The organism is Dysgonomonas massiliensis (assembly GCF_900240225.1).
Taxonomy (GTDB): domain Bacteria; phylum Bacteroidota; class Bacteroidia; order Bacteroidales; family Dysgonomonadaceae; genus Dysgonomonas; species Dysgonomonas massiliensis.
The window spans coordinates 79,462-104,673 of record NZ_OEPV01000011.1 but is presented as its reverse complement, the minus strand read 5'-3'; the positions used below and the strand labels follow the sequence as shown (position 1 = coordinate 104,673).

Below are 25,212 nucleotides of genomic sequence, written 5' to 3'. Positions count from 1 at the left end.
TTTAGTATGTAAGTGATGATTTTTTTATACCATCTTTCAGGTTTGATATAGGAATAATAGAGAATCCCCATTCATAATCTTTATCGGCGTATATAGTAGCTTCAGGAATTGGTCTCGATCCCCAGCTATCGTATCCTCCAATGCCTTGTTGTTTCAGATCTATACAGATCTCAACAAAATTACGTGGCGTGATATCGCTAGCGTGAGTTTGTTTTGGTAAACGGTTTTTGGCCCATTCATAGTCTCTGTTTTTGATGTCTTGCTCTGAGAAGTTATTCCACTGATAAGGTGCATTTGCTTCCTCTCCGTCAAAATCTTCGATAGAGTTTCTCAAAGCATTAAATTCTATTTTGTCTTGTGCTTTTATAAGCAAGCCTTTACCCGACTTATTTGTTGCCATCATCCATCTGGTATCTGTGCGATGACCGTTTTCTTGTGGACGGACATATGGATGATACATTTCGTCGGCTGTCGTTTTATATAAGTCAACAGTTGTACCCATAAATCGATCAATATAGTTTTCTTCAGGGCCTCGGCCAAAGTATGCTATCTGGTTCATTTGTTCGGGTAGTCTGAATCGCACACCGATGCGAGGAACTTCGACAACATCTTTCTTTGCTTTCAGGTCAGCTAAGGCCTTTGGCGAATGGGTTGCCAAGAGTTCGGATTCCGACTTATCCACTTTTTCTACTTCTGCGTCTAAAGCCGTGAAACGGGCAGATATCTTGATTACACCCGTCGGGAAAATTTCATAGTTTACGATATATTTATTTCCAGCCTTAAGAGCATATGTGATATCAAGCGAGATATTATTCTCTTTCTTCGAATAATTATGGCTCACAATTTTAAAGTCTTTGCTCGACTCTTTCCATCGATGAAGCCTCAAAGGTGCTCCATTTCCATAATCGTTATCGTTTGGAGCTCGCCAAAAATTAGGCTGAATACCGAATCCTTTCTCGAAATATTCAATTCCATCTACTTTATATGAACTTGCGATACCTTTATCTAGATCAAAAACGAATTGGACTTTAGATGATGATATTGTGATAGCATGGTCTTTTTCTGTAACATTCAATGCCGGGGCTTTATTGGCAACATATTTTTCAGCTTGGGCCTTTATTGGCAGTAGAAATTGATCGAATGCTACTATATGTCCTTTCGGGACAAGAAGCGTAGCTTCTTGAGTATATACTCTGAAATTGATAAAGTATTCAGTTCCACCTTTGGGTTTTAGCTGTTCAACTGGAATCGTAATAATTTTGCTCTCTTGCGGCTGCAGTTGTATATTAAGCGTTTCCTCTGTCACTATGTCCTGATTTGCTTTCAGTTGGTATATAATCTTATATTTAGATAAATCATTGAAATAAAACCTATTGGTTATCTCTATTTTACCTTGCGTCAAATCAATAGCTTTAAAGCCGATATCTTGATAATTGTATTTAACCTCCGTCATACCCGGATGCGGTTGCTGATTTGAACCTATTATGCCGTCAGCCACAAAGTTTCCATCAGATGGCATGTCTTTTCCAAAATCGCCTCCATACGCTAAAAATTCTTTTCCATTTTTGTCTTTTGTCAATATTGTGTGATCAATCCATTCCCATAAATAACCACCTTGCAACTGAGGATACTTATATATAGCTTGCCATTGCCCGTACAAGTCGCCGGTGGAATTTCCCATTGCATGGGCATATTCTGATGGAACTATTGGTCTATCTGCACCTTTAGCCCCTATTTCTTCCAACCATGCAGCAGAAGGATATTGTGGAACATACATATCGGTATTCCACTCCCATAAAGCACGCTCGTAGTTGACTGGACGATTCATTTTGTTTTGTTCTTTGTTTTTTATCCATAAGTATGCATTGTAAAAATTATATCCATTTCCGGCTTCATTGCCTAATGACCAGATTGTAACTGACGGATAATTTTTATTTCTTTCATACATATTCTCGATGCGGTACAGATGGGAGTGAAGCCAATCCGGATTATTGCCCAATGTACCTCCAACTTTTAGGTTATAATACATGCCATGCGATTCAATATTTGCCTCGTCATAAACGTATATCCCATACTTGTCACACATTTCGTAAAACTTTCTGTCTTGAGGGTAATGCGCCAAACGTACACTATTTATATTGTTTAACTTCATTAGCTCGAAGTTCCGTTTCATTTCCTCAGGACTTACATAGTGACCAGTGTATTGACTAGTTTCGTGAATATTAACACCCTTCAGTTTTATCGGTTGTCCATTCACATAAAACAATCTTAGCTTTTTACCGTTTTGTTCGTAATTACTTTCTTTTATTTCAATTTTTCGGAATCCGACATTAAATGGAATAAACTCTTTTTCATTATCAGTTTGTATACTCATAATTAGTTTATACAAATTAGGTTGCTCGGATGTCCAAGTCAAGACATTTTGAATCTCATCTTTGAAATTAATAACTTCAGACTGATTGGGAGCAATATTAATTTTCTGATTAGAAGTTAGAATTTGTTTCCCTTGATGATCTATCAGTTCGAATGAAACGATCGCATTCTGCTGCGTTTTTTTGTGATTATGGACATCAACGGAAAGATCGAAAATACCATTTTTGTATGTTTCGTCAAGTGTAGATACTACATTGAAATCTCTGATTGCAACTTTGGGTTGCGACCAAAGGAAGACATCTCTTTCTATCCCGCTTATGCGGAAAAAATCTTGACATTCCAGATACGAACCTGTACTCCAACGGAATATTTTCAATACTAGGCTATTTTTTCCAGGCTTAACGAAGTCATTAATCAGAAACTCTGCTGGATTTTTTGAATCTTCGCTATATCCTATTTCCTTTCCATTGATGTATGTATATACTCCGGATTTAGCACCTCCAATATGTAAAAAAATATCTCTATCCAGCCACTCTTGTGGGATATCTATTTCTCGACGGTAGACTCCGACCGGTGTTTCTTCGGGTAATAATGGTGGTGTCGGATTTTTCGCTTTGAATTCGTATCCATGATTTGTATATATTGCTGTTCCAAAACCTTGTATTTCCCAATTTCCCGGAACTTTGATATCTTTCCATTGGCTTAAATCAACTTCAGAATCTGTAATATTTTGAGGTAAATTGCTATATGCATCAACATAAAAGAATTTCCATGTCCCATAGAGGAGCATATAATGTTTGCTTTTTTCATATTGACTAGTCAGCGCATCCGATTTTTCATTATACGACATGAATGTACTTCGGGGCTTTTGAACATTGACTTTCGTAATATTTAAGTCTCTCCAGTAAGGTAAGTCTTGTGCGTTAAGACTTCCACTTATACATAAAAAGGTTAAGAGAATATTAAATAGCAGTTTTTTCTTCATATTATATTCTTCTCAGATTATTCGCGATTTAGTATGTTTTTCGCTTCGATTAATTTTTGTTCCCAATCTGTTGCTGGCTCTAGCGTACCGAACTGAGCTATCGTTTGATTTAGCTTTTCGAGTTTAGCTAATGATTCGGGTGTGTTTTCCGAAGCGTATTCTTTACGTAGTATATGAATCTTTTCAGCATCTTGTATCCCTTCTATCAATCTTTCGAAACGAATGGAGCTGCGAGCATCAGGATAAACCAGATATGTGTCACCGGCAGGCCATGTCCTGAAACGTGAGTCTGTCAATGGGTTTTCTACCCATGAATTGTATGCCCAACGTAGAAATCCATCATAATCACATGCTACGGCATACCAAGCAGCATATACGGACTCGGAAGAAGGAGAGAAAGTAAACATATTCGGAAATTTATCCGAACAACATACATAGTAGGTTGTGATCAATCCTTTTTCTCGTCTAGCTTCTATTTCTTTTACATCAACTTTGTTGTCAGCGCCAACACAGATATCCTTTATCCATGGATATTGCTGATAACTTTTATGATTATCGGCAAGAGATATTCCTAATTCGGGGGCAGCGTCTTTCAATACATTTAAGGCTGCTCTCATATCTTCAGGAGCACGCTCGTCCATCGCTATATTCGTAATTTCCAACCATTTTTTATCTTTAAGATGTTGTGTGAAATCTTTCAAGAAAGCAGACCATACTTCTCTGTATTCTTTTGATTGGGCTTTAAGCTCTACATCTATAGTTTCTTCTTTAGCCTCATCGTAATAACGAATTTTATTATTCCAAGTGAGTAAAGAGTAGCAATTTATCATTTTAGTTATACCTAAATCCATCATAAACTGCACCCATTTGTCAAATATTTTATAGTCGTAAGTCCAACTTCCATCTTCTTTTTTTGTCCAAAAGATCATATCTGCGTACGCATCATAACATTGATTATCCCACGGGTCTTTGTTTAATGTTGCCGTAATTACCTTTTGTCCACCATCAGCAAGCATTTTCATTAGAGGTTTCATTTTTTCGAAATGCTCATCACTCCATATTTCGAGATTATGTACTCTGGCTACAGCTGAAGGATGCTGCCAAAGATCGAGGTGATAAACCCATTCTTTAGCTGCTGGTAATGTTCTATCTACTACATTGATTGATATATCTATCTTCTGTGAATCATATTCGCGAGAGAATATTTCTAAAGTACCATTGTACATTCCGGGTTTTGCGTCTGAGGGAATATCAAAAGTTATCCAAATAGGTCTAACTGTTTTGGCTTCCAAATCGAAGCATTGTAGATTATCTAACATGTCAGGAGCAAGAGATGCTGCAAAATCTTCGGGTTTGCGATATCCACAGCCTGGACCGAATTCGTCAGTCATAACATAGCGAACAAACCTAGCTTGTGCAATATCGGCAGATAGGGTAGAGTTCTTGGAACTAAAATCATTAAACTCACATTCTATCTGATTGATATCTTCGGAGGACCAGATAACGACTTGCGCTGAAACTTTCTCTCCTCTCCAACCTGAGATATTTATGCTTTTATTAATCTCGATGTTGGGAAGTACAGATTTCGAGTATTTCTGATTAATAGGAACTTGTGAAATATGCAATCCCGGACTTACTGTCGACCAATCAGATAGTGTATCTGTAGTTGGATCTTTCATTTCGAGAAAAGTTTCACACTCCTTAATTGCTCTTTTTCTTTTACATGAACTACTTCCAATTATAGAAAGTAATAATAAGCAGTATGCACACAAAAGTAATGTAGTTTTTTTAGACATTTTGGTATAAGATTATTTTAGATGTATCAACTTAAAGCCAGAATTAATATTCTGAAGAATAAAGATACTGAAAAAATAGGAAGAAAGAATAGTAAGAAAAATTAGTATTATCCTAAGATAAAATTGTATTAATAAATCTCCATTTTTTATCTAATTCTTGCTTTATTTGAGAAATCCGTATAGATTTCTCATTTTCTATAGTGTCTTTTACTTCTATAAAAGGAGTTTGCTGTATATCGGCATCATTATTTTGGTTCCAAAGCTGAAAAATAGACGATAAGAAAACAAGAACTAATAATATACTTTTAAGTGTAGTTTATTTGTAAATACCTGTATGATTGCATTATAGTGTAACGTGATAAGTTGTTTGAAATATTTTAAGGCAGAAATCATCATGTTTCAAATAATCAATATGGTTCTCTTAACATTTCGAAAATGACTTCATTATCTAATAAATTATTCTTTCTTTTGTTCTTAATACAATACAGAACCTATCAATAGCATGAATAATAAGATTGATATAATAACATTAGAAGCTTTGAGGCATGGAGACCACAGTGCTTTTGAAACTGTTTTTATAGCTTATTATGATAGAGTCAGAATTTTTATTTTCGGATATATAAAATCTGAATCGGATGCAGAAGAGTTGACAGAAGATCTTTTTGTTAATCTTTGGGAAAAGAGAAGCTCAATAGATACTTCCAAATCATTTAATGCATATCTACACACTATTGCACGAAATACAGCTCTTAATTTTCTGAAACATAAATATCTACATTCTACTTATGTTGCTAATACATCAGCTTTAGAGCATTCTTCAACATCAGAAGAAGATATGATAGCTAAAGAATTAGGTCTGTTTATAGATGACCTTGTAGACAAAATGCCAGAGCAACGCAAACAAATTTATATATTGAGCCGAAATAAAGGTTTGGATAATGCCGAGATCGCAGAACGACTAAATACTTCCAAAAGAAATGTAGAGAGCCAGCTTAGCCTTGCTCTGAAAGAAATCCGAAGAGCGATTTCGATCTTCTTTTTTACCCTCTTTTAAAAATATTATCAAAAAACTTCATTTTTCTTACTGAGTTTTTCGATGCTTGCTTGTATATATAGTAAAGTAAAGCAAAATGAAGAAAAGTAATATATCAGCAATCATCAAAAAATATCTATCTGGTCGTTTTTCTCCTGAGACAGAAGAAAGAGTCCAACGATGGTTTATTAATGATGAGAATACAGATAAGAAAGAATCTGCATCTTTAGAATATTGGAATAGTTTAGAAACTACATCTAATTCTGAGACTTATTCAGCATTGAATAAAGTGAACCAACGCATTGGATATCCACAAAAGCAAGTTGTCAAAATCCCTCTTTATAAGAAACTAAGTCGTATTGCTGCGGTCTTGATTCCTTTATTTATTATCGGAGGAGGATATTTGTACTATCAAACTACTCAAAACAATATGATAGAAATTCAGGTCGCTTATGGAGAAGAAAAACATTTATTTTTACCCGATAGTTCCGAAATCTGGATTAATGCAGGCTCAACTATCAAATATCCAAAAGAGTTCAAAGGAAATAAGCGTGTAGTAGAGCTTGATGGAGAAGCCTATTTCTCAGTTAAGAGAGACGAAATGAAACCCTTCATTGTCAATACAGAAAAGTTATCTGTTAATGTTCTCGGAACTAAATTCAATGTTAAAGCATACTCTGACGAGGAACAAATCACCACAACACTGACAAGTGGAAAAATTGAAGTGAAATCGGTGGAACAATCTCAAATATTAAAACCAAATGAACAACTTAGCTTTAATAAAAAAACATCTATAATAAATATCACTGAGATTTCCTCAAATGAAACCGATGCATGGCTTACAGGGCAACTTGTTTTTTCGGATGCTACTTTTGGGCAAATCATACAAGCCTTAGAGCGTAAATTCAATGTATCCTTTAGTGTTGATGCAAATGTGAATTTAGCACAGAGTCGTTACACGGTCAAATTTATAAAAAAGGATAGCTTGGAAGATATTCTAAATGTTTTGAAAGAGGTCGTAGGAGGTTTCTCCTATCAAATAAATAATAATGAAATCATTGTAGTAAAAGTTAGTAAAAGTCACTAAATATGAGACGTACAATATATTTATTCTTTCTATGTCACTTTGTTGTATCGATAATATCTGCTCAAAATAAGAATGGACTTATTTCGATTCAAGGTGATAGTATACCATTGAAAGAGGCTTTATCAAAGATTGAAGAACAAAGTAATTACAGTATTGCTTATGAGCATTCTAAGCTAGACTTAGCTAAGCCGATCTGTCTATCTATCGATAAGATGAACGTTACTCAAGCCATAAAGAAGATATTAGAGAAAACAGGGCATACCTTTAAAATTAAAGGTTATCACATTATTCTTTACCCTATGGATCATTCAAATAATATACAAGCTAATGCAGATAGTAACCAATCTTCTGAAGATGGATATAATCAGGAGACTGAAGGTACTTACTATTATACGGGAGTAGTTTTGGATAGTGTATCAAGAGAGCCATTAAGTTATACAACTATAACATTGCTTGATGATAACGGAAATTTTATAGCAGCCGGCATAAGTAATGAAAAGGGGAGATTTGATTTAAAAACTCAACGGCAAGCGCAGTCAATCAAAATCAGCTTTATTGGCTATCAAACACGAACTATATCTTTAACAGTTCAAGGCTTTGATTTAACTGAGATCTTACTAGCTCCGGATGAGCAGATGTTGAACGAAACGACAATCACAGCTAGAGGAGTTGATCATAAAGTAGACAGAAACTCTTATTTAGTGACAGACAAGATGCGCGAGCGCGCATCCAATGCTCAAGAACTCTTAGATCAGATACACGGTGTCCGTTTTGATAAATTGTCGAATTCCATCAAGGTTGGCAACGAAACTGCAGTTCTATTATTGGTTGATGGTATTCAACAGTCGGGCGTTTATATAAAGAATCTTCCAACTAATCGAATCTCTAAAATTGAGGTAATCACCGAACCATCCGGTAGACATCTTTCAGATGGGTATGCAGCAATTATCAATTTTATATTGAAGGAAGATTATCAGGGGTATGATATTAATATCCGTAATATGTCAATGACAAGTCTTGCAGGCTATAATGGAGATGACTGGTTGATAAATGATCAGCCAGGAATTGGGATAACATATACAAAGGATAAAATTAACCTTTTCGCTAATTATGTATATGCAAATATACATATGAACACACCGATTTGGAAAAAGCAAGAATATAAAGATTTGCTTGAAATAGAATCAAAAAGAACCGGAAAAGATAATCAGAATAATATTTATGGTTACATGTCCAATTATCTGACTGCAGGAATTAACTATCAGTTAAATCCTGATCATACAATATCTTTTCAAGGAGATTATACTTTTCAGAATATCAGTGACAATTATCTATTTGACCAACAAATCAAGGATATAAAAAATAATATATCAACAAAGTCTGTCACAACGACAAGGAATAAAACCAGAGATAAAGATTACGTTGGTACACTGTTCTATAAGGGAGACATAGGAGATAATCTGAAAATATATAGTGATTTTACTTATAACCATTACAAGAATGATGTAGAGAATAGATTCAATCAGGATAATAACTTTTTGCAAAACAATCTTTATAAAGAAAGCAAAAGCTACACGAAGTTCAATCTGGAAGGAGATTATATATTATCTAGCAAACTATCTCTGAATTTGGGTTATGTGAATGTATGGAGAAAATATGACTCCGAAAATATTAATGGAGAAAAAATGCTCAATTATTCTGAAAGAAGGAATCAGTTATTCAGCTATCTGCAATACAACACCAATGATAAACTAAGTATGAAAGCTGGGGCTAGTATGGAGTACATTAACATCCGTAGTGATAAGAAAAATAGTTTTTGGAATCTGCAGCCCTACTTTCAGTTGAATTATAAAGCTAGCGAAGTTGCAAATATTAATATTTCATACCTGACGAATAGTTATTATCCAACATTGTATCAACTCAGTCCGATGACTACAGCGGTAGACTCCATAATGATGCAATCGGGCAATCCGAATCTAAGGTCGGCAGTAAGACATACTATTTCGGTAAAAGCAACATTCTGGGATAGATTAACTATCAAACCGATGTTTAAGTTCACACCTAAGCGGATAAGTGAAATTTATACATATGAGAAAGGAGATTATTTCAGCACTTTTGCCAATATCAATGTAAAGCAATACGCTGTTCAAGTGATATATGACCAACCATTGGGAGGATATTTTAATTGGAATAGTACATTCACATATTATTATGACAAGTCAAGTTACAAGGGGATAAGCAATTCTTATCATGGGCTTATATTTGATTCTGAAGTAGGATATTTTAATCCAAAATGGAATTTAGGAGCACAAGTAGGATATTATAGAAGTATAGATAAAGGTGCATTGTTGCAAGGTTATCAAATGGTAAACATGGATTCATGGATGTTATCCGTCCAAAAACAATTCTGGAAAAAGCGTGCATCCTTAATGATATCGTATTTTCTTCCTTTGGAATGGGGTGTAAGGGGTGAATTAAAAAAAGAAATAGATACCCCTTTTTATAAAGAGAGTTATACTCAAAGTCTGAAACCATATCGTAATATGCTCATGGTTCGATTCAATCTACGTTTTAATAGTGGAAAAACAAGAAGTTCGAGTAAGCAGTCTGCAACTGAACGAGAAGAAAGAGCTAAACGAGCCGCAGGATTTTAGTCAACTATAAAATATAATTGATAAAAAAGAATCGGAAAGTAGCTTGAGACCCTCTTCCCGATTCTAGAATGTCGAAAGTCTTTAAACCATAAAGTAAAACGAAGTATCAACACTACAAATGTAACTTCTCTAAAAATATTAAATGTAGGCGGATATATGGAATCACATTTTATCAATATGATGAGAAGACAAACAAAATAAAAAAAGAAAAAGGCTTTGGGATAATTCCTAATATTAGCTATAAGATATATTTTGATAATCAAAATGTTATTGGGTGATTTGTCCAGTATATTGTACAAATGGGATAGTTATGCTCTTATTCGTTACAGTTTTATTAAAATATAGAATCCGTAACGATTCGTTGTCTTTAATAGGAAATAAAGTGGCTGATAATGTCTCTTTGTAGAAAAAACTCTCTAAAATATTATTTTAGAGAGTTTTTTATTGATTTGGCAGTTTGTCGTATCCAACTTGCTATCTTTCAAGTTATCTCGGAGGGGCTCGAACCATTGCTCTATTGATTAAGAGCCGAAATTGACTAGTTATTAGATGTTTTCTCCTGTTTTTAAGTAGTTAATTATCGCTGGTATCCAATGTTTTATGCGGTTTTTGAATTTTCTATCGTTTATATCTTTTTTCATAGTTTCTCCGAAATTGTGGCCAATTTATAGTGATTTCATGTGATCGGTTTTATACGTTTTTTTAGATTAGTGAACTATTATTTTTGCAAAAACCGGATTGTGATCCGATAGAAATATCCCATCCAATTTGTCATCAATAACTTCGTATTTATCTACTTCAGTACCTTTGCTCACAAAAATATAGTCAATATATTCCTGCTGATCTGAGCTTAACTTGCCGAAGTTGTGGAATGTTCCTGCTTTATCAATTTTATTTTTTGCCAGACTACGGCTGTCGGCCAAACTATGTGGAGTGCTTTCGTCAATTATATATTTTACAACATCTGATGTCGGTGTCGAGTTGAAATCACCGGTCAATATCACCGGATAACCTTCCGCTTCCTCTATGGCTTTCTCTAACATCAAAGTTACGCCTTTGATACGTGCTTCCTGACCAACATGATCGAGATGTGTATTAACTGTAAAAAACTTTTTACCACTTGCAATATCTTCCAGTACCGCCCATGTTGCGACCCTACGACATGCTGCATCCCAACCCATAGATGGAACATCGGGTGTCTCACTTAACCAAAATGTACCGGATTTAAGTTCTTTAAATTTGTCTTTTTTATAAAAAAGAGGACTGCTTTCGCCACTATTCGGGCCATTAGTTCCATCTTCACGGCCTACACCAATTGCTGCATATTCGGGTAATCTGTCTTTTAAATCTTGCATCTGATTAGGACATACCTCTTGAGCTCCGATAATATCGGCATCGTAATTTTTGATGATCTGAGCAGCTACGTCTTTTCTGTATTTCCAGTTATTCAGGCTGTCCGACTCGGCGTCAAGTCTTATATTGAAAGTCATTACATTGAGCTCAAGTGGTTTGTTTGAGCATGATTGCATAATAATTATTGTTGTCAGTATAAGTATGTTGAATATTAGTCTTTTCATATTCTTTATTTTGTTTAGTGATTACAATCCAGTTAATGATGATACTTCATCAGGTTTAGTTATAGCATAGTGAGCTGCCAAACGTGCTATTATAATTTCGTCAAGAGTCATTTCGTCTGGGTAATAGCTATTGCTCAATATCTTAATTCCGAGAAGCTTCTCGGCCCAAGTGCATGACGCCGTATATCGTCCAATTTGAAGATTAAGGTGATAACCATCCAGATTGAAATGATCTCCAACGAAACTCGTACGTCCATTTTGAATAGCCGTTCCGACCGGTATTATTGTCTCGATTCCAGTTAAGACAGAGGCTTCCGAAACGGCAGAGACTATACTACGGTACATAGTCATCTGATTGTTATTGTAATTTCGGAATCCGTCGTGAGTTGAGTTATTAGCATAAGACCAGGTTTGATGAAGTACTAACTGAATATTATCTTTCTTTACTTTATCTTTTACATACTTAACCAACGAGGGTAGATCCTTTTCGTAGGTAGAAAAAATACCAGAGAAATGACTGGCTTGTTGAAAGCTGATATAATCCCAATTTTCGTCAGTAATAGCTTGCGATATTTTAAAATTCTCAGTAGTTTTTTTCTCTCCTTTTACGATTTTTCGATAACTATATGCTGCAGCATCGTTAGATGCATTTTGCCAGTGACGTTCGATAGAACATCCAGGAATGTACATATTTCCGATGACTATATTAATGCCTTCAGCTTTTACAATACTATACAAATGTTGCTCTAACGCATCTTCCGAAAAACTATTCCCTATTGCCAAAATTTTGATGACACCATCGTCATCAACTATTACGCGACATGAAGTGATGGGTCGGCTATCAGCAAAAAGGGTAACATCACATTGCCCAAGTCTTAGTGCTTTAACTGTCACAGAACCATGACTCGGGTTCTCTAGAGACACAATGCTGGGATCGCTAGCAGTCCAATATACTTTCTTTACGCCTTCAGCTCTTTGTCCAAGATCGGATTTCAATATAAATTTGTCATTCGGCTTCAAGCATAGAGCTTTATGAGATAGTATATCTTTGGGCAATTCAGAACAGTATCCTTCGAAGCTGAAAACAAAGCTCAGAACAATGATAAATATCGATAAAAATAAATATTTTCTCATGGTTTTATTCTTTTATCTAAGTACAAATTTAACTTTTCCTTTGATGTCTTTAGCTGATGAACCTATCAAAGCTTCAAACTCGCCTTGTTCAGCTACCCAGTCATGTTTCTTATCATCGAAAAAGCTAAGATCATTCTGATCTATTACGAATGATACCATTTTTTCTTCTCCGGCTTTAAGAAATACCTTTTCAAAAGCTTTCAGTTCTTTTTCGGGACGAGGTAAAGATGATTTTTTGTCGCTGATGTATAATTGAATAACCTCGGCTCCATCTCGTTCTCCTGTATTTTTCACATTAACAGTGATGGTTATTTTATCCCCTTTAAATATATCTTTTTTGTCGGCTACAGCCTTCCCGTAAGTAAAAGTTGTATAGCTGATTCCGTGTCCAAAAGGAAATAGAGGAGCTATCTTCTCTCTATCCAGCCAACGATAGCCTACAAATATACTTTCACGGTAAGTAACCTCTTTATCTACTCCGGGATAACAAGCTGTATCAAAGCTATGAGCACCTATATCGGTCAATTTTACAGGAAAAGACATTGGTAATTTACCCGAAGGATTTACATCTCCCATCAATATCGAGGCTAAAGCATTTCCCGATTCAGTACCATTATACCATGTTTGTACAATTCCCGCAACTTTATTTATCCAAGGCATGGCTACTGCATTTCCTGAAATATTAACTACTACAAGATTTGCATTCGCTTTTGCAAGATTTTCAATAAGCTCATTTTGTCCGTATGATAATTCTAAGCTTTTGCGATCATGTCCCTCGTTGTCCTGATTATCGCTTTTGTTCAATCCACCAATGAAAATTACTAAATCGGCTTTCTTAGCCAATTCAACAGCTTCGGCTATTAGTTCAGCTGCCGATCTGCTTTCTGTTAAATCTTGTCCCGAAGTAACACCGTTGTAGGTATTGCTTGGATCCCCAACATAACCTCTTGCATAAAGAATTTCGGCCTGATTTCCGATTCTTTTTTTCAGACCATCCAAAGGAGATACTTCGTATCTGGCCTTTAACGATGAACTTCCTCCACCAACAGTCATTCCTTTGATCGCATTTTCGCCTACGACCAATATTGTTTTTGTCTTATTCAAATCAATAGGTAGAACCTTGTTCTTGTTTTGTAATAAAACGATGCCTTCTTCTGCTATACGGCGACCTATTGTTGCATGTTCATCTGTGCTGAATGAACCCCAAGGACGTTTTGTATTCATAGTTGTACGGAATACCATACGTAAGATGTTTCGTACTTTCTTGTCAACCTCTTCTTCTTTGACTTTACCATCTTTCAGAAGTTTCAGAAATGGTTGAGCCAGATAATAATTATCATAAGCATTGCCTACACCTTTGCTCAAGCCATCAGTCCACGAGCCGAATTCCATATCCAAACCATTGTATATTGATTGATATGTATCGTTTACACCACCCCAGTCCGAAACAACTACTCCGTCAAATCTCCACTCGTTGCGAAGAATATCATTCAGTAGATATTGGTTATGACATGCCCATTGACCTTTATATTTATTATATGCACCCATAATAGCCCAAGCTTGTCCTTCTTGTACAGCAGCTTTGAAAGCAGGTAAATAGATTTCGTAAAGTGCACGATCGTCCACATTGATATTTACTGTATGACGGTCAATCTCTTGATTATTCAATGCAAAATGCTTCACACAAGCAGCTACACCATTGGATTGAACTCCTTGGATATATGGAACAACCATGCGAGATGCTAAATACGGATCTTCACCCATGTATTCGAAATTTCGCCCATTCAAAGGCGTACGGTAGATATTGATACCCGGACCTAAAAGGATATTTTTATTTCGATAACGAGCTTCTTCGCCAATTGATTTTCCGTACAAAGCTGCCATTTCTGGATTCCATGTAGCAGCCAGACAAGTAAGAGCAGGAAATGCAATGCATGAATCGTTTGTCCATCCGGCCTGATCCCACTCGTCCCACATAACTTCGGGGCGAATACCGTGAGGTCCATCTGTAGCCCAATTCTCAGGAATACCCAAACGTGGCACGCCGGGAGAACTGAATTTAGACTGAGCATGACACATAGCTACTTTTTCCTCCACAGTCATGCGTGATAGCGCATCTTCTATACGCTCTTCGATAGGTTTTGTTTCATCCAGATATATCGGAGTCTTATTCTGAGCTCCGATATTTATAGTCAATAATCCGACTGCGATTATAGACAATAAAGATATTTGTATTTTTTTCATTGTATAATTTGATATTTTATGAGATTCTCAATCATTCTGATTTTATTATTTCCGACATCGTAGAAACTCCATTCTCGTTGATTGCTTCTATTGCGAAATAGTACGGAATAGTTTTGTCCATCCCCTGATAGTAATATTCGTTCGCATTGTGTACCATTACGCAGTTGTAAAGCTTCTGAGGATCTGTTCCGATATAAATATTATATGCATAAGCATCCGGAGATATTTGCCATTTGAACCAAACATTTCTGCGATCGGTCATATTACCCCTCAGTACAGTAAAGCTTTTTACAGGTTGAGGCTTTTCTCCATTGCCAAGACCGAAAACACGGAAGCCCGATATTGCAAATTTGCCGGTTGGCATATGAATATTTACCATCTTCAGATAGCGAGCTTGTACAGGTTGTTCCAATTCAATATAGTCGTGCGGAACATCTTTTTTATTAGAGCTTTTATCTATTAGTGTTTTCCACTTTTTGCCATCGTTCGAATAGTAAATGATGTATTGATGATATTTTCCGAGTGTTTTACCCAAGAATTCAACATCCTGATCTGCATAATTTATTTGAACTGCATGCACTGTCGATATTTCGCCTAAATCCGAGATCAGCCATTCACCTTTATTCCCGGTCTCGGCACTCCAATATGTTTTGATACTTTCATCTACAAGATTGTTTGCCGAAAACGAACCTAATACTGATGAAATTTGCACAGGCTTATTGTAGTTGAGCAGCATCCATCCTGTAAACCGACTTTTCAAATGATCAGTCGTACCATTAGGTAAATAGTGAGGATAATCGCCAAAAGCTGTGTTGCAATACATCACATCATCTTTGTCAAATCCGGCAGGCCATAAGCCTATTCGGCGTTCGAAGTTGTTTTTCGTATTGATGACCATTGTTGACGTATGCCAATAATTTTTCCAATTGTCTTGAAACGTAGCTCCATGTCCTGCACCGCGAATAAACCCACCGGCTTTCATACTCAATGGTAGGGATACATGCTCGAAATGACCTAAAGGATCATTGCCCACTGCGACGCCATCTCCATAATGGCTGAACTCTGTTCCAGGTCCTCCCCATTGCAGATAATATTTCCCATTATGTTTGGTCATCCACGCACCTTCCATGAAAGGTTTTAAGAAAGTGTTATCCATATGTTCGCCAAAACGATGCCATCCTATTTTGTCGCCGTCAGTCAGCAATAATTCTTTGCGAGTACCTATCGGTTTGAAAGTGGATCTATCCAATTCTATTCCATATAACGGATACACATTGCTGCTACCATTGTACATATAAAGACGTTCATCTCCATCAATGAAGAAAGCCGGATCCCAACCACCAATATCGAAATGCTCAACAGCTTTGCTCCACTCGTTTGCTTTCGGATTTGTACTTACCCATATTGGGAAAATACGTGAGTAGGTAGAGCCAAATACACAAAGCGAGTCACCTTGCACCCAAGCTGCCGGAGCGCACAGATCGTCCCATTTATTTGCAGTTTTCTCTATTGCTTCTTCAGTCAGAAAAGGACGTGAAACAAAATTCCAGTCTGATAAATCGTTACTCCACCAATATCCTTGTTGGTTGGTAGAGAATAAATAATAATCTCCTTTGTAATTGACGATTACCGGATCGGCCGAAGTTCGGTGCTTACCCCATTCCGTAAAGTTCGGAATAGGGCAGTAACCGTAGTCAATATTAATTGGATTGCAATAAGTCTTTTGTCTTGTCTGCCCAGAACTTACTATTGAGAATAGCAGTGAAAGGCATATTAGTAAGAAGAATTTCATGGCTTATTTATATTTAAATTCTTAGATATTAAGGCTTTTTATAAGTAAATCCCAATTTGTGAAGTCCAGCTTGTACGTCAGGGTGGCTCATGAATAAGTTCCAAAGTAATCCACTTCTGTAGTTCTCTATCATCACTGCAATTGGACCTTGATCAATTGCCAGATAACGTTGAGGATACCAATTCTCAGTTTCGCTATACGCATCGTAAAAACCATAATCACCTAAAATTGTATCACCTTTCTGATATAGATAGCGCATAACTTGCATCGATTCTTCAGGAGTATATACAATAGACGAAAGTGCAGCTGTAGGAGATATCACTCCTAGATCGCCCTCTTCATATGGATGATGAGCCGAATATCCTGTTACTGTGTAGCTAGCTGATAATCCCCAACTATTCTCTCCATAACCTTTATATCCTTTCGGATTGCGGATACAGTACGCACGATTCAGAAGCGTGTAGTTCTTCATTTCTTTAAAGTAATCAGCATACTTGTCTTTCAGTCCGTTCGGATTGAGTCCCAAAAATGAGTAGTGTGCCCAAAATAAAGGACCAGCGCCCATATTACTTTGATAACGCATATTCAGATCATAACCTTCTACTGTATGTGGCTCAACAATAGCCCCATTTTCGGCCCAACCTTCATGATAAACTTCGGCTGGTACGCCATGAGTAGGGGAGCATGCTGCCAGAATATATGTAATTAGACATTCGTTAAAACCGCGAATTGCAAAGTTCATTTCCCATGAATGTTCCGGACTCCAGTGCCAATAAAGCACATTCTGTCCATTACGATGCCAATTCCAGTCCACATTTTTCCATAATGAGTCAATGCGCTTAGCCAAAGCTTGTTCAGCATCCGAACCTTCAACGTAGTATTGACGTAACGCTAGTAACCCTTGTACAAGGAAAGATGTTTCAACCAAGTCTCCTCCGTTATCCTTATCGCTAAAACCAACTGCTTTTCCTGTCTCGCCATCCCACCAATGTGGAAATACTCCTTTGAACGAGTCGGCTTTTTCGAGAAATGATACAATACGCTCCATTCTTTCTAGTCCTTCAGCACGAGTTATGTATCCACGTTCGATACCCGAGATAATAGCCATTATTCCAAAGCCACTGCCTCCTGATGTGACTGTGTTTTTGCTATGCTCTCCGTAATTTCCGTCCAGGTGATAGCGCTCGCGAGCCATGCCGCTTACGGGCTCGGCTCCATCCCAAAAGTACTGGAAAGTACGTCTCTGTATTGTGTCCAGTAAAGCTTCGTCGGATAGAGCTAAAGTGTTGATATCTGTTGCCGAATCATTTTTCTTGTTGTTGCAAGCTATCATGGATATTGTGATGATACCCACTAGTATATATATAATCTTATTATTCATATCTGCCTATTTAATTAAGAAAGGAGGAGTTACACACCTTAAGCCTGATTTGCGTAACTACCTCCTCTCCCCATGATGTGATATTAAATCATTATTTTAAAACAAAATTTGCCGATTTAACATCTCTGCTATTACCACCAATCATTACGCTAAATTCTCCCGGTTCGTTTACAAACTGAAGATCGTAGTTGTAGAATTTCAACATTTCAGGTGTAATTTTGAACGATATTTCTTTCGATTCTCCCGCTTTTATATTTACACGTTCGAATCCTTTCAATTCTTTTACGGGGCGAGTTACCGATCCAACTATATCTCGTAGATATAACTGAACGACCTCATCACCATCATACTTGCCTGTATTCGTAACAGTAATTGTAGCTGTCAATTCGTTGCTGTTCGTCATCTCGTTTGCACTCAACTTAATGTCTCCGTATTGGAATTCAGAGTAGCTCAAACCATATCCAAAAGGATAAAGCGGCTCGTTACTAACATCTAGATAATTGCTGCGGAATTTTTCGAACCATTTTCCTTCAGCTAAAGGACGGCCAGTATTCTTATGATTATAGAATAATGGAATTTGACCTACATTCTGAGGAAATGTTACTGGTAGTTTTCCACTAGGATTTACATCTCCAAATAATACGTCTCCGATTGCAGAAGCCGCTTCGCTACCTCCAAACCAGACGTTGAGTATTGCAGGAACATTCTCAGTTTCCCAGCCTAAAGTCATAGCACGGCCATTGAAAAGCACAAGTACAACTGGTTTTCCGAGTTTCAATAATTCTTTTAACAGTGTTTTTTGAACATCAGGAATACCAATATCGGTGCGACTACTTGCTTCGCCACTCATTTCCGAAGACTCGCCCAATGCAGCAACAATAACATCAGCATTGCGTGCGACCGAAAGGGCTTCACTTAACATTTGTGCATCTGTACGTTTTTCCTGATCACGGTTTAGTGAACGACCAAACATTGTAGCATGTTCTTCGTATGTAGCATCACTCACAAGGTGACTACCTTTAGCATAAGTAACACGTACGTCTGATCCTGCAACTTCTTGAATCCCTTCAACCAGAGTTTTAGGAGCAGTTAAATCAACAGCAACACTCCAAGTCCCCGGCATATTTGATCGTGAATTGGCCAAAGGACCAACAACGGCAACAGTTCCCTTTTTATTTAGAGGTAGAGTGTTTTTATCATTCTTTAGTAGCACGAAGCTTTTTGCTGCTGTTTTACGAGCAATAGCTCTGTTTGCGTCTGTATATATTTCGGTTTTGGCACGTTCTAGATCACAATATTTATAAGGATCGTCGAATAAACCTAGTTTGTATTTTGCTTCAAGGATGCGGCGACAAGCCTGATCAATTTGCTTCTCCGATATTTTACCTTCTTTTACAGCTTTAGCTAGATTCAACAAGAATCCTTCACTAACCATATCCATATCTATTCCGGCATCTAGGGCACGAGCTGAAACTGTTTCGAAATCACCAATACCATGATCAATCATTTCGCTGATTCCAGTATAATCTGTTACAACAAAGCCATCGAAGCCCCATTGATTTCTCAATACATCGGTCATTAGCCATTTATTAGCTGTGGCGGGCACACCATCTATTTCGTTGAATGAAGCCATGACACTACCAACTCCTGCATCAACTGCAGCTTGGTAAGGGTACATATATTCGTTGAACATACGGATACGGCTCATATCTGTTGTATTATAATCGCGTCCAGCTTCAGCAGCTCCATATAGAGCATAGTGTTTTACACAAGCCATTATCTGATTGTTTGCTTTGTATGCATCCGAGCCTCTGCCTTGATAACCATATACCATTGCTTTGGCATATTCGCCTCCGAGGTATGTATCTTCGCCGAATCCTTCTGACATACGGCCCCATCGTGGATCGCGTGAAACGTCAACCATTGGGCTGAATGTCCAACAAATACCATCGGCACTGGCTTCGATAGCCGATACTCGGGCAGCTTCTTCTACGGCCTCTCTGTCCCATGTGGCAGCCAATCCTAGCGGAATAGGAAATACTGTTTCGTAGCCATGAATAACGTCCATTGCAAATATCAACGGAATTTTCAGACGGCTTTCTTCTACAGCAACTCGCTGTACTTCTTTTATTTTTTCTACACCTTTAATATTGAAAAGACCACCAACCTGTCCGGCTTTAATTTTCTCTGCAATGTTACTACTTTTCGCCTGTCCAGTAGTAATATCTCCAGAGCTTGGCAAATTTAACTGTCCGATCTTTTCTTCTAAGGTCATCTTAGACATCAAATCGTCAATAAAGCTGTTCATATTTGCATTACCTTTTTTCTCGCTACCACATGACGATAGCAGAAAGCAAGCAAATACGAAAGTCATAAGTTTTTTCATCATAATTTTTTAAAATATTTATAGCCTTAGTCCTATTACCAACTTCTAAAATTAGCAAGGGCAAGGTATGCCCTTGGCTAATATTAGGTTCATTCTTTTAATTAAAATCTGGATTCTGCACTAATACTCCTCCCGATTGGTCGATAATATCTTGTGGTATCGGAATGTATTTATGTCTCGCTTGGTATTTTGTTTTACCTGCGGCATGTAATACCTCTTCAGCTTCATTCCAACGTACTAAATCGTAAAATCTATCTGGTTCAAGTGCTAATTCGATACGTCTTTCGAAATGAATTTTCTTTCTCAATTCAACTTGATCTCTAGTGGTAACTTTCGGAAGAATAGACTCGTTTCCACCTCTTGCACGTTCACGAATTTGCTCTAAATAATCCAATGCTTGATCAGTTTGTCCCAATTCGTTTGCAGCTTCTGCAGCCATTAATACCACATCGGCGTAGCGTATAAGACGAATATTTACCCATTTACCTGAGTTCGAAGTATATCTCGATCTTTCGCTAGGACTTACATAGGCTTTTTTATTGAAATAGCCACCCATAGCTGTAGATACCGGAATCTCTCCATCAGGAGCGTTCGGAATCGTATCCTGATCTGTTACGTTTGGTCTTATGAAATAAAGTAGTGTAGCATCTTTGCGAGGATCGCCTGCTTCGTAAGCTTCACCAAGCTCTTTAGTAGCCATATGCCATCCCCAACCTAAGTTAGGAGTTCCACGTACACCTTGTACTTCACAGAATTGGCTTCCGATAGCATTGTCAGACGGACGAGATGGAGTAGACATACATGCCAATTCGAATACAGATTCGCTGGAGAATTCACCTTCTTCGGTAAAAATTTTGTTATAAGGAGTCTTCAAATCATATATACCCAAATTGATAACTTCTTGAGCTGCATCATACATTTTTCTCCATTCGTTACGTTGCATGAATGTACGTGCTTGCAATGCTTTGGTAGCTCCATAGGTTATGCGACCTAGATCAGTTGATTGTGGCCATTTTATAGGAAGTAGTTCATTATCTACGATATAAGCCAAGTCGCTGTCGATAAGAGCATATATATCTTCAACCGAAGACTTAGGGATGTTTCCATCTTCCAATATTGCTACAGGGAAATCAATTTTTGGAACTTCACCAAATGCTCTTACTAGATTGAAATAACAAAATGCTCTGAAGAAATAAACTTCACCTAAACGTCTTGCATTTTCTTCAGTTAAGCTGCCTTCTGCATCTCTTGATGCTTCAACTAATGCTATGACGTCATTTACTTCTTTTATTATTTGATAGTTATGATTCCAGTATGCTTTTACTGAACCATTGTTTGCATGATATGCAAACTCGTCGAAAAATGCATATTGATCAGCTCCGTCGGTAACATCGCTTCCTTTTTCCGAATCTTCGGAACGTACCATATGGATAAGGAATGCCGGAATTCCTGCAGTAATATTATAACTGCGTGTAAGACCATATATTTTGTTAACTCTTGATGTTATGGTTGCTTCATAATGCTGACCAAGAGGTTTTTTGTCCAGAGTATCGTCGCAACTAACGGTTCCCCATGCTATTAATGCAGTGAGACATACTGTTAGATATATTTTTATATGTTTCATATTAATTATTATTTGCTAGTTAAAATGTTAGATTAAATCCAAATGTATATACTGCAGGAACAGGATATGTTCCGTTGTCAATACCGAAGGCAATTGCTGATCCTCCGATTTCAGGCGAGTAACCTGTGTTATTTTTCCAAGTTACTGGGTTCTGAGCGTTTACATACACTTTAAGTGATGACATTCTTAACTTTCTTACCAAAGATTGATCGAATTGGTATGATAACTGTATATTTCTGATACGGAAGAAGCTACCATCTTCGATGTAATATTCTGAATTTAAATTGTTAATCGTTCTTTTGGTGTTCAAGATTGGTTGGCTGTTTGATGTTCCCTCGCCAGTCCAACGTCCAACTCGTTGTGACATATAGTTGAATGGAGACCAGTTATAGTTATCCCAAGTTCTGTAAATTTCATTTCCTTGTACACCCATCATGTCAACTGATAGATCGAAGTTTTTATATCCAAGATTTAGCGAAATACCATAAGTGAAATCAGGTGTTGGATTACCAATCTTTGTACGGTCTTTCGAATCAATAATACCATCACCATTTACATCTTTGAATCTTAAATCACCTGGTTTTGGAGTTTGATCAAGTTTAACGTTGGCATCGTTGATTTCTTGTTGATTTTGAAAGACTCCATCTACTTTGTAACCATAGAAATACCCGATAGGCATTCCTTCTTGTGTATAAGCTATACTCTTAGCTCCTGATATAATATTCAACTTATTTGGACCATATGAATATATTTCTTTGACTCTGTTTCTTACAGTCGCAAGGTTTGCATTAATACCATATCTCCAATCTTCTCCGATTTTGTCATTCCAAGCAAGAGAAAATTCGAAACCTCTATTTGACATTTTACCTCTGTTCTGCATAGCCGGAGCTGTTCCAGCAAAACCATCTAATTGAATTAGCATGTCTTTTGTCAATTTATCGTAGTAAGTTGCTTCAAATTTTAGTCTGTTAGCTGCAAAATACGATTCAATACCAACTTCCCATGCTTCTACTTTTTCCCATCTTAGGTTCTTATCAACTTGGTATTCAGGGCTACCACCGAAGTTCGGTTGCTCAGGATCTCCAAATATACCATCAGGATCGTTAGTTCCAAGTAGAGGATATGCTGGATATGCACTTCCTGCATCCTGAATACCTAATGTACCCCATGAACCTTTCAACTTCAAATAGTCGATGATGCCATTGTCTTTCATAAACTCCTCTTCGGTAATTATCCATCCACCACCAAAAGAGTAGAAGTTTTGCCATTCGTTTCCAGTATAGTAGAATGCTGATGTTCCATCACGACGGAATGATGCGTTGAAGATGTATTTTGATTTGTAGTTATACAAACCGCGTAGTAGGAATGATAGTGTTGTTTTTTCCCATTGATCGCTTCCATTTGTAGACGATTCTATATCACCTTTACTCACATACCAGTCATCAGGATTTGTACTGATAGGTAGATTTGAGTCGCTCTTACGGCTAGCATCTAATTTTGATAGTCTATTGTAGAACGTAGTGAAACCTGCTGTAGCAGTTAATCCATGATCTCCAAATTTATCAGTATAAGTCAATACATAATCGCTTTGAACTTTGGTTTCATCCAACTTGAATTGTGCTATACTAGACTTGTTGTTATCAGGTTCATATATGCTTTCTGTTTCTAAGTCATACATAAATCTTTGAGGTTTATAGGTACGGCTATCTTCTGTGCGATAATCGAATCCTAACATAACTCTGAAGTTTAGCTTATTGTTAAGCATGTTCAAATCACCATATACATTACCACCAGCAGTATAATTTGTCGCTTTTGTTGTTCTTGTCTGCTCATCAACCATCAGCATTGGGTTGGTAATTTGATTTTTTTGCATGTTAGGAAGTCTGTTGTACATCCCATATTCATGATTGTATGGTTCAACAACCGGAGCTGAACGTAGTGCATTCAATATTCCATCTTCGTCAGTAGGTGTAGATTGAGGTTGAATTCGAGCTCCAGTGAATTGGTATCCTACTTTGAAATTTTTTGTCAAACTATAATCATTTGCCAGATTAATAGTTATTCTATTATACTTTTCATTCTGGATATTGCCTTGTTCGTACATGTATCCTATACCCAGATAGAAATTACTCTTGTCTGTCGAAGCTGAAACACTCACATTGTTATCTGTAACCATCGCTGTACGTAGGATCTCATTTTGCCAATTTGTATTTGCTTGGAATTTTGAAAAATCAAAAGGCATAAATGGTTCTTTTTGGTCTCCGTCTAACCATTCGTTTTTCAACTGTTCGTTATACATTTCACGGAATTGATCTCCGTTTGCCATTTTTACTTTATTGACAATATTTTTAACTCCAACTGATGAATTGATGCTAACAACAGTTTTTCCCTCTTTTGCTTTTTTCGTAGTAACGATGATGACGCCATTTGCTCCGCGCACACCAAAAATTGCTAACGAAGAAGGGTCTTTCAAGATTTCCATCGATTCGATGTCTGCAGCATTCAAGAAGTTAACATTGTCATAAAATAATCCGTCAACTACATATAAAGGCTTATACCCATTGATCGAGTTCGTACCACGAATACGGATCTCTGGATCCTGTCCTGTACGTCCGCTATTCACAATTTGAACACCGGATACTTTACCTTGTAGTGACGCTAAAGGGTTAGAAGATGGGCGATTAGCTATATCCTCAGCGCTGATACTTACAATAGAACCCGCTAAGTCACGTTTTTTTGCTGTACCATAACCAATTACAACAGTTGCATTGAGCATAGTTGCAGCATCTTCAGTCATTACAACATCAATAACAGACTGATTTGCGACAGTGATTTTTTGGGATTGCATTCCCACGTAGCTAAAAACGAGGATATCCCCCGGTTTAGCAGAAATAGAATATTTACCATCTAGGTCGGTCATAACTCCGGTGGTGGTTCCTTCTACAGCAACGCTAAGTCCAATCAATGGCTCTTTATTGCTGTCGGTAATTGTTCCTGATATAGTTCTCTCCTGAGCATATCCAATAATGCTAGTTAAGAAGAGGCAAACGAACATAACTCCTTTCAGAATGGATGTTCTTTTCTTTAAATTTTGCTTCATATTAAATTTTTCTGTGAATAGATTTAGTGAAAATATCTATGCCTTA

The 25,212-nt window shown here is 37.1% G+C and carries 13 protein-coding genes; 3 read left to right on the top strand and 10 right to left on the bottom strand.

Features of this window, described 5'->3' with window-relative positions; all coding sequences use genetic code 11:
• Position 1 precedes the first annotated feature (1 nt).
• Together C1A06_RS12140 and C1A06_RS12135 are read right to left on the bottom strand one after the other, a co-directional pair.
• Positions 2-3,358 carry a glycoside hydrolase family 2 TIM barrel-domain containing protein gene (locus tag C1A06_RS12140; protein ID WP_101690481.1) on the bottom strand — a complete coding sequence of 1,119 codons (3,357 nt, stop codon included), beginning with the start codon at positions 3,356-3,358 and terminating at the stop codon, positions 2-4.
• A 17-nt stretch (positions 3,359-3,375) separates the two neighbouring features.
• Complete coding sequence (locus C1A06_RS12135; RefSeq protein WP_101690480.1) at positions 3,376-5,037, bottom strand: DUF4091 domain-containing protein; 1,662 nt, start codon at positions 5,035-5,037, stop codon at positions 3,376-3,378.
• 619 nt (positions 5,038-5,656) lie between these two features.
• Here C1A06_RS12135 and C1A06_RS12130 point away from each other — a divergent pair.
• From C1A06_RS12130 to C1A06_RS12120, 3 genes are all read left to right on the top strand, one after another.
• On the top strand, positions 5,657-6,208 hold the full coding sequence (locus C1A06_RS12130) for an RNA polymerase sigma-70 factor (RefSeq protein WP_101690479.1): 552 nt from the start codon (positions 5,657-5,659) through the stop codon (positions 6,206-6,208).
• A gap of 76 nt (positions 6,209-6,284) precedes the next feature.
• Complete coding sequence (locus C1A06_RS12125) at positions 6,285-7,274, top strand: FecR family protein (RefSeq protein WP_101690478.1); 990 nt, start codon at positions 6,285-6,287, stop codon at positions 7,272-7,274.
• Between the two features lie 2 nt (positions 7,275-7,276).
• On the top strand, positions 7,277-9,928 hold the full coding sequence (locus C1A06_RS12120; RefSeq protein ID WP_101690477.1) for a TonB-dependent receptor: 2,652 nt from the start codon (positions 7,277-7,279) through the stop codon (positions 9,926-9,928).
• 707 nt (positions 9,929-10,635) lie between these two features.
• Here C1A06_RS12120 and C1A06_RS12115 read toward each other — a convergent pair.
• From C1A06_RS12115 to C1A06_RS12080, 8 genes are all read right to left on the bottom strand, one after another.
• On the bottom strand, positions 10,636-11,505 hold the full coding sequence (locus tag C1A06_RS12115; protein WP_101690476.1) for an endonuclease/exonuclease/phosphatase family protein: 870 nt from the start codon (positions 11,503-11,505) through the stop codon (positions 10,636-10,638).
• Positions 11,506-11,526: 21 nt separating this feature from the next.
• Entirely contained in the window at positions 11,527-12,639 is a 1,113-nt protein-coding gene (locus C1A06_RS12110; RefSeq protein WP_101690475.1) for a DUF4886 domain-containing protein, read from the bottom strand.
• A gap of 12 nt (positions 12,640-12,651) precedes the next feature.
• Entirely contained in the window at positions 12,652-14,883 is a 2,232-nt protein-coding gene (locus tag C1A06_RS12105; protein WP_101690474.1) for a glycoside hydrolase family 3 C-terminal domain-containing protein, read from the bottom strand.
• Between the two features lie 31 nt (positions 14,884-14,914).
• Positions 14,915-16,675, bottom strand: coding sequence for a family 43 glycosylhydrolase (locus tag C1A06_RS12100; RefSeq protein WP_101690473.1), 1,761 nt, complete (start codon positions 16,673-16,675; stop codon positions 14,915-14,917).
• Positions 16,676-16,703: 28 nt separating this feature from the next.
• Positions 16,704-18,008: a glucoamylase family protein gene (locus C1A06_RS12095; RefSeq protein ID WP_245872067.1), complete on the bottom strand. Its 1,305-nt coding sequence runs from the start codon at positions 18,006-18,008 to the stop codon at positions 16,704-16,706.
• Positions 18,009-18,147: 139 nt separating this feature from the next.
• Complete coding sequence (gene bglX / locus C1A06_RS12090; protein ID WP_101690498.1) at positions 18,148-20,442, bottom strand: beta-glucosidase BglX; 2,295 nt, start codon at positions 20,440-20,442, stop codon at positions 18,148-18,150.
• A gap of 97 nt (positions 20,443-20,539) precedes the next feature.
• Entirely contained in the window at positions 20,540-22,066 is a 1,527-nt protein-coding gene (locus C1A06_RS12085) for a RagB/SusD family nutrient uptake outer membrane protein (protein WP_101690471.1), read from the bottom strand.
• Positions 22,067-22,085: 19 nt separating this feature from the next.
• Complete coding sequence (locus tag C1A06_RS12080) at positions 22,086-25,166, bottom strand: SusC/RagA family TonB-linked outer membrane protein (protein WP_101690470.1); 3,081 nt, start codon at positions 25,164-25,166, stop codon at positions 22,086-22,088.
• Between the last annotated feature and the right edge of the window lie 46 nt (positions 25,167-25,212).

What these genes read in the sequence shown, in the direction of transcription:
- bglX (WP_101690498.1), bottom strand. Translation starts at nt 20,442, where the DNA reads ATGAAAAAACTTATGACTTTCGTATTTGCTTGCTTTCTGCTATCGTCA.
- C1A06_RS12100 (WP_101690473.1), bottom strand. Translation starts at nt 16,675, where the DNA reads ATGAAATTCTTCTTACTAATATGCCTTTCACTGCTATTCTCAATAGTA.
- C1A06_RS12120 (WP_101690477.1), top strand. Translation starts at nt 7,277, where the DNA reads ATGAGACGTACAATATATTTATTCTTTCTATGTCACTTTGTTGTATCG.
- C1A06_RS12115 (WP_101690476.1), bottom strand. Translation starts at nt 11,505, where the DNA reads ATGAAAAGACTAATATTCAACATACTTATACTGACAACAATAATTATT.
- C1A06_RS12130 (WP_101690479.1), top strand. Translation starts at nt 5,657, where the DNA reads ATGAATAATAAGATTGATATAATAACATTAGAAGCTTTGAGGCATGGA.
- C1A06_RS12095 (WP_245872067.1), bottom strand. Translation starts at nt 18,008, where the DNA reads ATGATAGCTTGCAACAACAAGAAAAATGATTCGGCAACAGATATCAAC.
- C1A06_RS12080 (WP_101690470.1), bottom strand. Translation starts at nt 25,166, where the DNA reads ATGAAGCAAAATTTAAAGAAAAGAACATCCATTCTGAAAGGAGTTATG.
- C1A06_RS12125 (WP_101690478.1), top strand. Translation starts at nt 6,285, where the DNA reads ATGAAGAAAAGTAATATATCAGCAATCATCAAAAAATATCTATCTGGT.
- C1A06_RS12135 (WP_101690480.1), bottom strand. Translation starts at nt 5,037, where the DNA reads ATGAAAGATCCAACTACAGATACACTATCTGATTGGTCGACAGTAAGT.
- C1A06_RS12085 (WP_101690471.1), bottom strand. Translation starts at nt 22,066, where the DNA reads ATGAAACATATAAAAATATATCTAACAGTATGTCTCACTGCATTAATA.
- C1A06_RS12110 (WP_101690475.1), bottom strand. Translation starts at nt 12,639, where the DNA reads ATGAGAAAATATTTATTTTTATCGATATTTATCATTGTTCTGAGCTTT.
- C1A06_RS12140 (WP_101690481.1), bottom strand. Translation starts at nt 3,358, where the DNA reads ATGAAGAAAAAACTGCTATTTAATATTCTCTTAACCTTTTTATGTATA.
- C1A06_RS12105 (WP_101690474.1), bottom strand. Translation starts at nt 14,883, where the DNA reads ATGAAAAAAATACAAATATCTTTATTGTCTATAATCGCAGTCGGATTA.